The 13,336-nt window shown below is 62.0% G+C and carries 14 protein-coding genes; 8 read left to right on the top strand and 6 right to left on the bottom strand.

Annotated features, from left to right (window positions below; all coding sequences use genetic code 11):
- Positions 1–4: 4 nt before the first annotated feature.
- Both HGP31_RS19620 and HGP31_RS19615 read right to left on the bottom strand, forming a co-directional pair.
- Entirely contained in the window at positions 5–325 is a 321-nt protein-coding gene (locus HGP31_RS19620) for a DUF2388 domain-containing protein (protein ID WP_033044188.1), read from the bottom strand.
- A gap of 89 nt (positions 326–414) precedes the next feature.
- Positions 415–1,425: a GlxA family transcriptional regulator gene (locus tag HGP31_RS19615; RefSeq protein ID WP_168758497.1), complete on the bottom strand. Its 1,011-nt coding sequence runs from the start codon at positions 1,423–1,425 to the stop codon at positions 415–417.
- A 227-nt stretch (positions 1,426–1,652) separates the two neighbouring features.
- Here HGP31_RS19615 and HGP31_RS19610 point away from each other — a divergent pair, with 227 nt between their 5' ends.
- The 3 genes from HGP31_RS19610 to HGP31_RS19600 all read left to right on the top strand — a co-directional run bounded on the left by HGP31_RS19610 (position 1,653) and on the right by HGP31_RS19600 (position 5,334).
- Positions 1,653–2,591 (top strand): cyclase family protein, encoded by a 939-nt coding sequence (locus HGP31_RS19610; RefSeq protein WP_020796748.1) that lies wholly within the window; start codon positions 1,653–1,655, stop codon positions 2,589–2,591.
- A gap of 159 nt (positions 2,592–2,750) precedes the next feature.
- Positions 2,751–4,334: an aldehyde dehydrogenase (NADP(+)) gene (locus HGP31_RS19605; protein WP_168758495.1), complete on the top strand. Its 1,584-nt coding sequence runs from the start codon at positions 2,751–2,753 to the stop codon at positions 4,332–4,334.
- Positions 4,335–4,404: 70 nt separating this feature from the next.
- Positions 4,405–5,334: a LysR family transcriptional regulator gene (locus HGP31_RS19600; RefSeq protein ID WP_020796746.1), complete on the top strand. Its 930-nt coding sequence runs from the start codon at positions 4,405–4,407 to the stop codon at positions 5,332–5,334.
- Here HGP31_RS19600 and HGP31_RS19595 read toward each other — a convergent pair.
- From HGP31_RS19595 to HGP31_RS19585, 3 genes are all read right to left on the bottom strand, one after another.
- Positions 5,327–6,310: a cyclase family protein gene (locus HGP31_RS19595; RefSeq protein WP_168758494.1), complete on the bottom strand. Its 984-nt coding sequence runs from the start codon at positions 6,308–6,310 to the stop codon at positions 5,327–5,329. The genes HGP31_RS19600 and HGP31_RS19595 overlap by 8 nt on opposite strands.
- Before the next feature lie 152 nt (positions 6,311–6,462).
- Positions 6,463–6,777 (bottom strand): NIPSNAP family protein, encoded by a 315-nt coding sequence (locus HGP31_RS19590; RefSeq protein ID WP_008054497.1) that lies wholly within the window; start codon positions 6,775–6,777, stop codon positions 6,463–6,465.
- Positions 6,778–6,791: 14 nt separating this feature from the next.
- A complete protein-coding gene (locus tag HGP31_RS19585; protein ID WP_020796744.1) occupies positions 6,792–7,958 on the bottom strand; it encodes an iron-containing alcohol dehydrogenase in 1,167 nt (388 codons plus the stop codon).
- 156 nt (positions 7,959–8,114) lie between these two features.
- Here HGP31_RS19585 and HGP31_RS19580 point away from each other — a divergent pair, with 156 nt between their 5' ends.
- The 5 genes from HGP31_RS19580 to HGP31_RS19565 all read left to right on the top strand — a co-directional run bounded on the left by HGP31_RS19580 (position 8,115) and on the right by HGP31_RS19565 (position 12,333).
- Complete coding sequence (locus HGP31_RS19580; RefSeq protein WP_020796742.1) at positions 8,115–8,903, top strand: SDR family oxidoreductase; 789 nt, start codon at positions 8,115–8,117, stop codon at positions 8,901–8,903.
- 197 nt (positions 8,904–9,100) lie between these two features.
- Positions 9,101–10,414, top strand: a complete 1,314-nt coding sequence (locus HGP31_RS19575; protein ID WP_020796741.1) for an MFS transporter — start codon at positions 9,101–9,103, stop codon at positions 10,412–10,414.
- Positions 10,414–11,520, top strand: a complete 1,107-nt coding sequence (locus HGP31_RS19570) for an NAD(P)/FAD-dependent oxidoreductase (RefSeq protein ID WP_168758493.1) — start codon at positions 10,414–10,416, stop codon at positions 11,518–11,520. Before HGP31_RS19575 ends, HGP31_RS19570 begins: the two co-directional genes overlap by 1 nt.
- 8 nt (positions 11,521–11,528) lie before the next feature.
- The gene (locus HGP31_RS30725; RefSeq protein ID WP_277352210.1) at positions 11,529–11,660 is read left to right on the top strand and encodes a hypothetical protein; all 132 of its coding nucleotides are present in this window, start codon (positions 11,529–11,531) and stop codon (positions 11,658–11,660) included.
- Between the two features lie 79 nt (positions 11,661–11,739).
- Entirely contained in the window at positions 11,740–12,333 is a 594-nt protein-coding gene (locus HGP31_RS19565) for a DinB family protein (RefSeq protein ID WP_033044551.1), read from the top strand.
- Here the strand turns inward: HGP31_RS19565 and HGP31_RS19560 are convergent.
- Positions 12,254–13,174, bottom strand: coding sequence for a LysR substrate-binding domain-containing protein (locus HGP31_RS19560; RefSeq protein WP_020796738.1), 921 nt, complete (start codon positions 13,172–13,174; stop codon positions 12,254–12,256). The two genes, HGP31_RS19565 and HGP31_RS19560, sit on opposite strands and share 80 nt — an antisense overlap.
- Positions 13,175–13,336: the final 162 nt, after the last annotated feature.

The following is a 13,336-nucleotide window of genomic DNA, read 5'->3' as shown; positions in this document are numbered from 1 at the left end:
GACATTACTGGCCAGCCGGAACGCCTTCCTGGACAAGAATTGCGCGAGCCAGGTCTTCGTCGCTGGCGCTGTTGAGGTCAGGATGCTGTTGGCGAATCCGCTGCAGTACCTGCTCCAGATAAACGCCACGAATCGCGCCGCCACTGGCCACGAAGCTGGAGGCGTCATCCCGGGCGGGAATCATCAGTTTGTCATCCTTGAACGTCGAATACAGCGAGGCGGAAACCCCGGCCGACGTGGCGACATCCTTTGCATCCACATCGGCCATCGCGGAGCCGACAGGTAAGCACAGCAAAAGGGAAGAAATGATAATCAGACGGCGCATGACGGTGTCCTCTGAAGACGTGAAGCAAAAAGGAAGTCTCTCACCCTTTAGGATGCATGGCGGTCGTCAGGAGTTCCCCTGGCAGGTTTTCAGCGCGAAAACCGGTTGCGATAATCCCGCGGCGAAACCCCGAGGTTGCGTTGGAAGGTCAGGCGCATGCGCTCTTCATCCCCGAAGCCGCACAACCGGGAAATCTGATCGATGTTGCGCTCCGAATCCTCCAGCAAGCGTCGCGCAGCTTCCACGCGCAGCACTTCCACGGCCTTGGCCGGCGTGCGGCCGGTCTTGAGTTTGTAGACCCGGGCAAAGTTGCGCGGGCTCATTTGAACCTGTTGGGCGAGTGTCTCGACGGTGAGGTTGGCGCCAGACAGGTTCTGCGTGATCCACAAATGCAAGTCGTCGAAGGCCGCACCTTCGCTGGTTTGCGATTGCAGCAACTGGCTGTACTGGGCCTGGCCACCGGGGCGCTTGAGGAACACCACCATTTCCCGCGCCGTCAGCAGTGCCAGTTCTCTTCCGCAATCTTCTTCGACCAACGCCAGTGCCAGGTCGATTCCGGCGCTGACCCCGGCAGAAGTCCAGACTGAACCTTGCTGGACAAAGATCGCATCGTTGTCGACTTCGATGGATGGATGGCGCTCCTTGAGCAGGCCGCACATCGCCCAATGGGTGGCGGCGCGCCGACCTTCGAGCAATCCGGCCTCGGCCAGCAGGAACGTACCGCTGCACACCGACGCGGTGCGCCTGGCTTTGGTGGACGCCTGTTTGAGCCAGTCGACCAGGCCCAGGGTGTTGTTCATCGCCAGGATAATCGCCGGGGCACCGGGAACGATCAGCGTGTCGATCGTCTGGTCATCGAAGGTGCTCAAGGGCACGGTGTCGACGGCCAGGCCCTCTGCGGTGTGGATCAGGCCGCCGTTCAGGCTGGCGGTCTGCAGGGTGTAGCCGGGCAGATTGCTGCTGTTGAGGTAGCGCGAGGCCGCCCAGAACACGGTTTGTGCGCCGGTCAGGTCGAGCAGGCCCATTTCGGGGTAGGCGAGGAAGACAATCAGGCGCGGTTGGTCGGACGGTGAATCGGGAGAGCTGGCGATATCGTTCATAGGCTTCTGGTTTGACGCGTTGGAATAATGATAATTCGCAAACGGTATAAGCGTTATCGCAGCTGGTCGGCTGTCCGGATTTCAGGGTTTTATGTCACTCGCCCGGCAAAACTGCAAGTACGGCCACTCGTGACAATCCAGAACAATTGTATTGTCCATGGCTGTCTGTTTCCGCACAAAAGGGCTGCGTACCTTGGGTTCACTGAAACCAGATGCGGACCTCCTTCATGTTCAATCGATTGGCCCTGCCTTTTGCCCTGCTGCTCACCTTCAACGCCGCAAACGCCGCCGATGGCGAAAAATGGTACCCCTCAAAATACGGCACCGATGACGAAATCGGTGCGTTGAACCTGCTCGATGCCAACTCGGTACTCAACGCCGCCAAGCTGATCAAGACCGGCAAGACCTACCCGTTGGCCGTGCCCATCGATAAAAACCTGCCGGCGTTCCGGCATCGCAGTTTTCACCTGACCAACGTCCAGCCGGGGGAAGCGGGCGGTACCACCATGGGCCCCAACAAATTCACCTTCAACGATGAACTGGTGGTGGGCTGGACCGGGGTCGGCACCCAACTCAACGGCATCGGCCACATTGGCATCGACAACGTCTACTACAACGGCAACCGCGCGGCGGACTTCGTGACCGTGGAAGGGGTGCAAAAACTCGGCATCGAAAAAGTCCCGCCCATCGTCACCCGTGGCGTGGTGCTGGACATGACCGCCGTGTATGGCAGCGCCATCGTACCGGAGAAAACCGAGTTCACTGTCGCCGATATCCAGAAAGCCCTGGATCTGCAAGGCGTCAGCATCGAGAAGGGCGATGTGGTGCTGTTCAATACCGGTTGGCTGGAGCTGCTGGGCAAAGACAACGAGAAATTCCTCGCTGTGGAGCCGGGCATCGGCATGGCGGCGGCCAAATGGCTGGCGGGCAAGCAGATCGTCGCGTTCGGCGGTGATACCTGGGCCTCGGAAATCTACCCTGGCACCGACGGCCAGGAGTTCCCGGTCAACCAGTTCATGCTGGCGAAAAACGGCATCTACAACCTTGAGCTGATCGACAGCCGCGCGCTGGTGCGGGACAAGGCCTGGACCTTCATGTTCGTGCTCGGACAGCCGCTGTACAGGGGCTCGACCCAGGTCAACATCAACCCGGTGGCGATTCGCTGAAAGGCAGCACCAAGCCGGGGGATGACAAACGCTCATCCCCCGGCCCGTTGTTGTCATTTGTTTGCCCCTGACCCCGGCCCATAGAGTGAAGCGTGCGTTTTTGGCGCATCCCTTTCATTCGAGTCATCGCCTGCCGAGCGCAGGCGAGGGAGATTTTTGATGTCCGATATTTTGGGCCAGCAGTTCATCGATGGGCAGCGCAGTGCCCTGGGCCGCGAGACCCTGCACAGCGTCGATGCCAGCACCGGCCATGCGCTGCCGTATGTTTTCCATCAGGCCACCGAGCAGGAAGTCGAGCTGGCGGTATCGGCGGCAACGCGCGCGTTTGCGCCGTTTCGCCAGCTGTCGCCTTTGCGCCGGGCCGAATTTCTCGACGCCATCGCCGAGGAAATCGATGACATGGGGGATGATTTCACCGCCCTGGTCTGCCAGGAAACCGCGTTGCCCGAGGGGCGGATTCGCGGTGAACGCAGTCGCACCAGCGGCCAACTGCGCCTGTTTGCCCAGGTACTGCGCCGTGGTGATTTTCTCGCTGCGCGGATCGACCAGGCGCTGCCTGAACGCACGCCGTTGCCACGGCCGGATATTCGTCAGTACCGCATCGGCGTCGGTCCGGTGGCGGTGTTCGGTGCAAGCAACTTTCCCCTGGCGTTTTCCACCGCCGGCGGCGACACCGCCTCGGCCCTGGCCGCCGGTTGCCCGGTGGTGTTCAAGGCCCACAGCGGGCACATGGCGACGGCCGAGCGGGTGGCGGGTGCCATCGTTCGCGCGGCGCAACGCACGGCCATGCCGTCGGGGGTGTTCAACATGATCTACGGCGCCGGCGTGGGCCAGGCGCTGGTCATGGCCGATGGCATCAAGGCCGTGGGCTTCACCGGCTCGCTCAAGGGCGGTCGGGCCCTGGCCGATCTGGCCGCTGCGCGGGCGCAACCGATCCCGGTGTTCGCCGAGATGTCTAGCATCAACCCAGTGATCGTACTGCCTGAAGCCTTGGGCCAACGAGGCCAGAAAATTGCCGAGGAGCTGACGGCCTCGGTCAACCTTGGCTGTGGCCAGTTCTGCACCAGCCCCGGCTTGATCATCGGTCTGCGCTCGCCGCAGTTCAGCGAGTTCCTGCAAGCCTTCGCACAGAACATGGGCAGCCAACCGCCCCAGACCATGCTCAACACAGGCGCGCTCAACAGTTATCGCGCAGGACTTGCGCACATCGCTGCGCACGACCTTGTCGATCACCTGGCCGGTCAGCCGCAAGAACATTCCAAGGCGCAGCCGCAGTTGTTCAAGGCCGATGTGCAGCTGTTGCTCGACGGCGATGCGCTGTTGCAGGAAGAGATATTCGGCCCGGCCACGGTGGTGGTCGAGGTGGCTGACCAGCCGCAGTTGCGCGCGGTGCTCGACCGTTTGCACGGACAGCTGACCGCCACGCTGATTGCAGAACCTGCGGATCTGGATCGCTTCAGTGGTCTGCTGCCGTTGCTGGAGGACAAGGTCGGGCGCTTGCTGCTCAACGGTTATCCCACCGGCGTCGAAGTCAGCGATGCGATGGTCCACGGCGGGCCTTATCCGGCGACGTCGGATGCGCGTGGCACCTCGGTCGGCAGCCTGGCCATCGATCGCTTCCTGCGCCCTGTTTGCTACCAGAACTATCCTGATGAGTACCTGCCGCCCGCGCTGCAAAACGCTAACCCTCTGGGTCTCGATCGACTGGTCGATGGCCAGTGGAGCCGGTTGCCCCTGAACTGACCCGCCGCCCACGTCGGCGCGGCTGGCGTGGGCCTTGATGGATTGCACATTGAATCGAGCACACACCGATATGGTTCCTTCCCTTGGCAGCATCGCTTCACGCTTGCGCCTCAAGCAACTGCGCTTGTTGATCGCACTGGATGACCGCGGCTCCCTGCACAAGGCCGCCGAGCAGATTTCGATTTCCCAGTCCGGCGCCACCAAGGCCCTGCATGAGGTCGAGTCACTGCTCGGCATGCCCTTGTTCGAGCGCCAGCCCAAGGGCCTGGTGGCCAATGAAATGGGGCGTTGCATGATTCGTTATGCACGGCTGATCTACAGCGATGTGGAGCATCTGCGCGAGGAAATGCTCAGCATCATGCAGGGGCAGGGCGGGCGGTTGTCGGTGGGGGTGATCATGGGGGCGGTGCCGCTGCTGACCCGGGCCCTGACCGAGCTGCGGCTCAAGCAACCGGAGCTGTCGGTGGAACTGGTGGAAAACACCAGCGCGACCTTGCTTGGGCTGCTGGATCAGGGGCGACTGGACCTGGCGATCTGTCGGACCAGCGTCGGCCAGCGCTCTGACGCCTATGACTGCATTGAACTGAGCGAAGAGCCCTTGGCCGTGGTCGCCAGCAAGGATCATCCGCTGGCCCGTACCGAGTCGTTGCAGCTGGCGCAATTGAGCGATTACCGCTGGGTGGTCTATCCCAAGGACATGCCGATGCGCCAGGCCCTGGAGCGCGAACTGAACGAGGCGGGGCTGGAAATTCCGCGGTATCCGCTGGAAACCTCATCGACCTTCGCCACCATTTTGCTGGTGCAACAGGACCCGACGTTGCTGGCGGTAATCCCGGTGGAAGTGGCGCAGTTCTGCGAGCAACACGAGTTGCTGGTGAAGCTGCCGGTGTCGATGCGTGCGCTGATCGAGCCTTATGGCGTGATCAGCCGGGCGGGCGCCGATTTGTCTCCGGCGGCGACCCTGCTGATCAACGAATTGCAGCGGGATCTGCTTACTTGATGACGATCGGGTTCACCGGCGCCCCCGTGCCGCCCACGATCTTCAGCGGCGCGGCGGTGTAGAGGAACTGCCACTGACTGTCTTCGGCGCAATCGCTGGCCAGCTCATCGAGCATCGCGACTTCGGTGAAGGTCACGCCAAGGTTGCGCATCAAGGCGTTGTGCAGCGGGATCAACACCCCTGTGGCCGGGTCGACCGCCACTTCGTTGGCCATGGTATCGGTCACCAGGTTGGGGATTTCCATTTGGTGAAACCACTCCACCAGCTCCCGGCTGAAGGTCAGGCCCGGCTCGGCGAAATCCTTGTAGAACTCATCCGGTTCGCGCTCATAGAATGAACCGATCCAGCCGGTGCGGATGATCAGGATGTCGCGTTTATGGATTTCGATACCCTGGGCCTTCGCAGCGGCCAGCAGGTCGAGGTGATTGAAGGTTTCGCCCTTGTCCAGCACCGCTTTGCCGCGATGGCGGGCCATGTCGATCAGCACCGCGCGCCCGACAATCCCGCGCTCGGCAATCGGCAGGATGCTGGCCTTGTCCATGCCACCGATGGTGCTCATGGCGTCGTAGCCGTTCCACAGTTTGTTGTCGTGCCAGACGTGGCCGAGGGCGTCGTATTGGGTCGAGCCTTGCAGGTGCATGAAGATCACGTCGTCGGCGTATTCGACATGGCCGTCGAAGTGGGTCTTGCCGGCCAGGAAGTGGCCTTTGTCCAATACGTTGACCCGCATTGACGGGCGTCGGCCAGGCCACAGCGGCTCACCCTTGGGATGGCCGATCTGCACTTGCAGGGTGAAGGTCTTGCCCTGGCGCACAGCGCCGATACCGCGCAGGATCTCGGCGCTTTGCAGGTAGTTCAGGGCGCCGACCTCATCGTCCGGCCCCCATTTGCCCCAGTTGGTGGGCAGGCCTTCGAGCAAGGCCTTGATGTCGGGAGAACGGTCGGCGGCGGTGTTGTTGGTGTTGTGGTCGCACATGGGATCTGTCCTTGTTCGAGCGGCTTGCGCAGTCCCCTGTGGGAGCGGGCTTGCCCGCGATGAGGGAGTGTCAGTCGAAATTTTTGCTGTCTGACACACCGCTATCGCGGGCAAGCCCGCTCCCACAGGTTTAGTGTTGTTTGTCAGAAAGATTATTTGATCGGCGAAAACTGCGCCGGCATCAGCAGTTTCGACTCCATCTTTTCCAGCATGGGGAATGCGATCGGCACGAAGCCTTCGAGCCAGTCGGGGTCCTGGTACAGCGCGGCGCGTTTCTTGATGCGTTCGTCCAGGCTCTCGTAGGCCCAGATGTGAATCACCTGGTTAAGCTCGCCGATTTCGGTGTACCACCAGCCCACCAGCGTGGCATAGCGGGAGATCACCGGCAGGCCGTTTTCCTCGAAGTGCTTGAGGTAGGTTTGCATCTTGCCGATCTGCAGGGTGTAGGTGCGCATCTCGTAGAACATAGGGGTTCTCTCTCTCAGGAATGAAGGCCGTGGAAGGCGTTGCCGATGATCCGCTCGATGTCGGAAGCCTGGGTCAGGCGCGGGTTGACCAGCACGTTGCCGCTGCGCATCGAGTCGCTGACCATTTGCGGCATGTAGTCCAGGTCCACCCCCAGGTCCTTGATGTTGTCGGGAATGCCGATGGCCTTGTTCAGCGCCATCACGTGCTCCACCACTTTGTGACCGGCATGGGCGGGGCTCAGGCCGCTGACGTCTTCGCCCATGGCGATGGCGATCTCGCGGAACAGCTCAGGGCAGGCCGGCAGGTTGTATTCGATGACGTAGGGCAACAGCGTCGCGTTGGCGATGCCGTGGGGGATGTTGAACACGCCGCCGAAGGTGTGGGAGATCGCATGCACGTTGCCCAGTTTCGATTGGGCGAAGGCGACGCCGGCGAGGAACGAACCGAGCAACATCTGCTCCCGGGCGTGCAAATCGGAGCCGCTGAAAAAGGCTTTCGGCAGGTGGGAGCAGATCATCTTGATCGCTTGCAGGGCCAGGGCCTGGCTGACCGGATTGGCCTGCTTCGAGACGTAGGATTCGATGGCGTGGGTCAGTGCGTCCATGCCGGTGGCCGCGGTGATCGACGGCGGCAGCTTGAGGGTCAGTTCGGCGTCGAGAATCGCCAGTGTTGGAAACAGTGCCGGGCTGATGATCACGGTCTTGAACAGGGTTTTGGTGTTGGTGAACACCGTGGACGCCGTGCACTCGCTGCCGGTGCCCGAGGTGGTGGGAATGGCAAAGATCGGCAGGGGCGGGTGCAGCAGTTTGTCGTAGCCCTCGTAGTCGAGAATGTTACCGGGGTTGGTGGCCATGGCCGCGACACCCTTGGCGGTGTCGATGCTGCTGCCGCCACCTACGCCGATCACCGCGTCGCATTCGTGGTTTTTCAGGAAGGCTACGGCGCGCTCCAGCACATCCGTGGTGGGGTTGGGTTCGACGCCGGCAAACACTTCGTAGCCAATGTCACGCTCGGCCAGCGAGGCGAAAAAACTCTCCATCACTCCCGATGCCATCAAGCCTTCGTCGGTGACCACCAGCAGTTTTTTTCCAACATGGGGCTTGAGCAATGCGCCGGCCTGACGCGCCAGGCCGTTGCCGCTTTTCAAGGTTGTGGGGAAATAGAACTGGAACGGGTTCATGTGTGTCTCCGGTTTCTTATTGGGTCCCGAAACAGTAATGAGCACCGCCGCCTGTCGATAATGAAAAGACCTGATTCAGCGATCACCCTTTGTCATCCCCCGAGTGGCGGGTGCACGGTGGTAACGTGAGCCTTTCCAACCGTCAGGAGCATCGTCATGGATTTGGGTATTTCGGGGCGCTGGGCCATCGTCTGCGCCGCCAGCAAGGGCTTGGGCCTGGCCTGTGCGCGGGCCTTGGCGAAGGAGGGCGTGAACCTGGTGATCAATGCCCGTGGTAACGACACCTTGCAGGCGGCGGCCACTGAGCTGCGCACTCTGGCGCCGAACATCGAAGTGCGCACAGTGGCCGGGGACATCAGCACACCTGAGGTGCGCGCACAGGTGCTGGCGGCGTGTCCGCAGGTGGATATCCTGGTCAACAACGCCGGCGGGCCGCCACCGGGGGATTTTCGCGACTGGCAGCGCGAAGACTGGCTCAAGGCGCTGGATGCCAACATGCTCACGCCCATCGAGCTGATCAAGGCCTGTGTCGATGGCATGGCCGAGCGCGGTTTCGGACGCATCGTCAACATCACCTCAGGCGCCGTGAAAGCGCCGATCGATGTGTTGGGGTTGTCCAACGGCGCCCGCAGTGGCTTGACCGGTTTCATCGCCGGGCTGGCGCGCCAGGCCCGCTTGGCCGGCAACAACGTCACCGTCAACAACCTGCTGCCGGGGCCGTTCGAGACCGAACGGCTGCACAAGACCCTCAATGCCGCCGCCGAAGCCAAGGGCGCCAGCGTCGAAAGCATCGCCGAGCAACGGCGTAAAAACGTCCCGGCCCAACGCTTCGGCCAGCCCGATGAGTTCGGTGCTTATTGCGCATTCATTTGCAGTGCCCAGTCCGGTTTTCTCACTGGGCAGAACCTGTTGCTCGATGGTGGCAGTTACCCGGGAACGTTCTGACTAGTCTTCCGGTTTGGTGTTGACTCATCCGGCCCCTTCGACTTGCCCGCGAAGAGGCCATTGATCCAACACAAATCCTTCAGGCATTTCCAGGGGATGACATCCGGTGATCCCCCAATCAGATCCCATCATTATTCAGCACTCGGGGGCGTGATTAGAGTGGGGCCGCTTGTTCCACAACAATAAGAGCGCCCCACATGAACAATCCGAGTGCCGAAAGCCTGGCGTTGCCAGCAGCAAACGCAACGATGCGTGCCACCAACGTGCGCTGGCGAATTTTCCTCATCATGTTGTTGCTGACCGCGATCAACTACATCGACCGCGCCTCGCTGTCGGTGGCGTTGCCGCTGATATCCAGCGAGTTCCAGATCCCGCCGGCCCTCGAGGGCCTGATGCTCAGTGCGTTTTTCTGGTCCTACGCCTTGATGCAGATCCCCGGCGGCATGCTGCTGGATCGCTTCCATACCCGCCGCGTCATCGTCGTTGCGACGGTGGCCTGGGGCGCCTTCCAGGCCCTGGCCGCCGGGGCGCATAACTGGATCACCCTGTTGCTCACCCGCATGGGTCTGGGCATTGCCGAGTCGCCGATCATGCCCGCCGGCGCCAAGCTCAACGGCGCGTGGCTGACGCCCAACGAACGCGGACGCGGCGCGGTACTGGTCGACGGCGGTGCGCCGCTGGGCAGTGCCTTCGGCGCGATTATCATTGCCGGGCTGATCGGCTGGTTCGACTCCTGGCGCATCGCGTTCGTGATCGCCGGGGTCGGCACCATGCTCGCCGGTGTGCTGGCCTGGAAGTACATTCGCAACCACCCCAGCGAACACCCCGGCGTCAATGCCGCGGAACTGGCGCACATCACCGAGGGCAACGCCACGGTCAACAAGCCCGGCGCGGTCACCAGCATCCCGTTCAAGGAACTGCTCAAGGACCGTTCGGTGCTGGCGATGTTCGCCGGTTACTGCTGCATCCTCAGCGTGTTCTACGGCCTGCTGACCTGGATGCCGAGCTACCTGCACCAGACCCACGGCCTGAACATTTCCGGCATGGGTGGCGCGACTTTCCTGATCTTCATGTGCGGCTTCGTCGGCGAACTGGTCGGCGGCTACCTGGGAGATAAGTGGAAATCCAGCGGCGCCTCGCCCAACCTGGTAATGCGCAGCATGTTCAGCGGTTCGGCACTGGTGGCGGCGCTGTGCATGCTGGGAACGGCGTACGCCTCCGAGGCCAGCCAGGCGATCGGCCTGCTGTGCGTGGCGATGTTTTTCATTCGCTGGTGCGGCATGTACTGGTGCATTCCATCGATCCTCGGCGGCACGTCGAAAACCGGTGTGCTGGCCGGCACCATGAACTTCTGCGGGAATATGGCGGGGGTGATCGTGCCGATCCTGATCGGTTTGATCGTGCAGTTCACCGGCTCGTATTTCCTGGTGCTGATCTTCTTCGTGGTCATGGCCATGCTGCTGGCGATATTCTCCAGCCTGATCGATTACCGGGAGCGAGGGCTGGTTTGATGAGCGTTGATGTCGACTGTGTGGTGGTCGGGGCTGGTGTGGTCGGGCTGGCGGTGGCCAGGGCCCTGGCCATGGGCGGACGCGAAGTGATCCTGGTCGAGGCCGGCGAAGGGATTGGCGTGGGTATCAGTTCACGCAATTCCGAGGTGATCCACGCCGGTATCTATTACCCCAGTGGCAGTCTCAAGGCGCGGTTGTGCGTGGAGGGCAAGCAACGCCTTTACGCCTTCTGCGACGACCACGGCGTCAATTATCGTCCGCTGGGCAAGCTGATCGTCGCCATCGATGATGCGCAGCGTGTGACCTTGCAGGGTTTGCTCGAGCAGGGCCGGCGCAATGGCGTCGATGACCTGCAATGGCTGGAGGCCGCTCAGGCGCGGGCGCTGGAGCCTGAATTATCCTGTGTTGCCGCGCTGTGGTCGCCATCCACCGGCATTGTCGACTCCCATGGCCTGATGCTGGCGTTGCAGGCCGATGCCGAGGCCTGGGGCGCATCGCTGGCCTTTCACACGCCGCTGTTGTCGGCGCGCTGCAGTGAACAGGGTTTCGAGCTGCATATGGGCGGCGCCGAGCCCATGACCTTGACCTGCCGCAAGCTGATCAACTGCGCGGGATTGTCCGCATCGGAAGTCGCGAGCCGCATCGCCGGCCTGCCAGTGCAATACGTTCCCCAGGCGCGATTGTGCAAGGGCAGCTATTTCAGCTTCAGCGGCCGCGCGCCGTTCCGCCATCTGGTGTACCCGGCACCGGAAAGCGCCGGGCTGGGCGTGCACATGACCCTAGACCTCGCTGGTCAGGCGCGTTTCGGGCCGGATGTGGAATGGGTCGACAGGGTCGATTACCGCGTGGATCCAGCCCGGGCCGACGGCTTTTACGCGGCGATCCGCCGTTACTGGCCGGGCTTGCCGAATGACAGCCTGCAACCGGCCTACAGTGGCATTCGCCCGAAAATCAGCGGCCCGAACGAGCCGGCCGCCGACTTTCGCATCAGTGGCCCCGCCGAGCATGGCATTCCCGGGCTGGTCAATCTGTTCGGCATCGAATCACCAGGCCTGACCAGTTGCCTGGCGTTGGCCGCGCACGTGATGAACAGCCTGCACCTGTAGGAGCGAGCATGTCGAATCGTCGCACCGTCGCGATGGTCGTCAACGATGACGCTGGCTGGCTGACACCCAACGCAGTATTCGAGTCCATCGCGAGCATGCTCGCTCCTACAGGTAAAGGTAAAGGTGCAGGTGCGGGGTGACCGATAATCAGTGCCCGCACCGCAACGCGCAGATAGCGCTATCCTTGGAAGATGTGCTCTTCGCCATCGGAGACATCTGATGATCAACGTACGCACTGCCCGCATGCTTGCCGATTACAAACAATGGGCCAACCAGCGCCTCTTCGATAACCTGGCGCTATTGCCACCCGGCGAAGTCGAAAAAGAACGCGCCGGGGTCTTCAAGAACATGATCGGCACACTCAATCACATCTATGTGGTGGACCGTATCTGGCAGGCTCACCTCGAAGGCCGAGGGCACGGCTTCAAGACCTCCCATGAACTGGTACATCCTGAACTGGCGGTGCTGCGCCTGGCGCAACAGGACGTGGATCGCTGGTACTGCAACTGGAGCGCAAGGCAGACCGATGCCTCGCTGGACAAACCCTTGAGGTTCACTTTCGTTTCCGGCGAAAGCGGCACCATGACTGCCGGCGCGATGCTGATGCACGTGGTCAACCACGCCAGCTACCACCGTGGCTGGGTGATCCAGATGTACTTCGAGATCCCGGCCATGCCGCCGATGACGGACATGCCGATCTACCTGCGCGAGACCGACCCGCACTTCAACGCGCTCAATGCCCCGGCAGTGGCGCCGACATGTGCTCCACTATTCGCGAGCGCAACCAACGTTCTGCCGGATCGTTATCGTTGACGCCGTTCCAGACCATGGACAGTTCGGACAGGTTGATCTCGAACGGTGGGTCGTCGGCACGCAACAGGCTGCTGCCCTCGATCAGCGCGCAGGCGGCGTAATCGGGCACCGAGGCCAGCATGTCGGTACCCGCCAGCAGGGCGCGCAGGCCCGAGAACTGCGGCACTGCCAGCACCACGCGGCGGGAGCGGCCGATGCGCGCCAGGTCATTGTCGATGGCGCCGCTCAAGTCCCCGGAAAACGACACCAGCGCGTGGGGACGCTCGCAGAATTCATCCAGGGTCAGGGGGCCGGGCTTGTCATCGCCACGCAGCACCTTGACGCTCAGGTCCCGTAGCTTTTTGCGTTTGGCGTTGGCCGGCAGCTCCGTGGTGTAGCTGATGCCGACGGAAATCTCACCGCTGGCAAGCATCGACGACATCAACAGGTAATTGACCCGGCGCACCACCACCACGACATTCTGCGCTTCTTCGCGAATCTGCTTGAGCAGCGGCGGAAACAGGCCGAACTCGGCATCGTCGGACAGGCCGATGCGAAACACATCGCGGCTGATGGACGGGTCGAAATCCTTGGCCCGGCTCACCGCCCCGGAAATGGTGTCCATGGCCGGTTGCAGCTCCTTGAGAATCACCAGCGCCCGCGGCGTCGGCTCCAGCACCCGGCCGTTACGCACCAGCAGCGGGTCGTCGAACAGATCGCGCAACCGCGCAAGTGCCGCACTGACGGCAGGCTGGCCGAGGAACAGCTTCTCGCCGGCCCGAGTGAGGTTCTTCTCGAACATCAGCGTTTCGAAAATCACCAACAGGTTCATGTCCACGCGTCGTAGGTCGTTGCGGTTCATGGTGCAGGCTCGCTGGGGTTGGGAACCTTTTCAGTAAAGCACCAAACCTTGTAGGAACGAGTTTGCTAGCGAAGACGGCAGGCCAGGCGACTTGAAGGGTGTATTTCGCGGTTTATAGTTTTGAGGCGCGCTTCGCGCCCTGACGGGGATAAATCCCCTCGC

Source organism: Pseudomonas umsongensis (genome assembly GCF_012647205.1).
GTDB lineage: Bacteria > Pseudomonadota > Gammaproteobacteria > Pseudomonadales > Pseudomonadaceae > Aquipseudomonas > Aquipseudomonas umsongensis.
Note: the sequence above shows the minus strand (reverse complement) of the source record. Positions and strands in the feature narration are given on the sequence as shown.

Excerpts from the sequence above, each read along its gene's own strand:
- HGP31_RS19620 (WP_033044188.1), bottom strand. The coding sequence starts at position 325 with ATGCGCCGTCTGATTATCATTTCTTCCCTTTTGCTGTGCTTACCTGTC.
- HGP31_RS19615 (WP_168758497.1), bottom strand. The coding sequence starts at position 1,425 with ATGAACGATATCGCCAGCTCTCCCGATTCACCGTCCGACCAACCGCGC.
- HGP31_RS19610 (WP_020796748.1), top strand. The coding sequence starts at position 1,653 with ATGTTCAATCGATTGGCCCTGCCTTTTGCCCTGCTGCTCACCTTCAAC.
- HGP31_RS19605 (WP_168758495.1), top strand. The coding sequence starts at position 2,751 with ATGTCCGATATTTTGGGCCAGCAGTTCATCGATGGGCAGCGCAGTGCC.
- HGP31_RS19600 (WP_020796746.1), top strand. The coding sequence starts at position 4,405 with ATGGTTCCTTCCCTTGGCAGCATCGCTTCACGCTTGCGCCTCAAGCAA.
- HGP31_RS19595 (WP_168758494.1), bottom strand. The coding sequence starts at position 6,310 with ATGTGCGACCACAACACCAACAACACCGCCGCCGACCGTTCTCCCGAC.
- HGP31_RS19590 (WP_008054497.1), bottom strand. The coding sequence starts at position 6,777 with ATGTTCTACGAGATGCGCACCTACACCCTGCAGATCGGCAAGATGCAA.
- HGP31_RS19585 (WP_020796744.1), bottom strand. The coding sequence starts at position 7,958 with ATGAACCCGTTCCAGTTCTATTTCCCCACAACCTTGAAAAGCGGCAAC.
- HGP31_RS19580 (WP_020796742.1), top strand. The coding sequence starts at position 8,115 with ATGGATTTGGGTATTTCGGGGCGCTGGGCCATCGTCTGCGCCGCCAGC.
- HGP31_RS19575 (WP_020796741.1), top strand. The coding sequence starts at position 9,101 with ATGAACAATCCGAGTGCCGAAAGCCTGGCGTTGCCAGCAGCAAACGCA.
- HGP31_RS19570 (WP_168758493.1), top strand. The coding sequence starts at position 10,414 with ATGAGCGTTGATGTCGACTGTGTGGTGGTCGGGGCTGGTGTGGTCGGG.
- HGP31_RS30725 (WP_277352210.1), top strand. The coding sequence starts at position 11,529 with ATGTCGAATCGTCGCACCGTCGCGATGGTCGTCAACGATGACGCTGGC.
- HGP31_RS19565 (WP_033044551.1), top strand. The coding sequence starts at position 11,740 with ATGATCAACGTACGCACTGCCCGCATGCTTGCCGATTACAAACAATGG.
- HGP31_RS19560 (WP_020796738.1), bottom strand. The coding sequence starts at position 13,174 with ATGAACCGCAACGACCTACGACGCGTGGACATGAACCTGTTGGTGATT.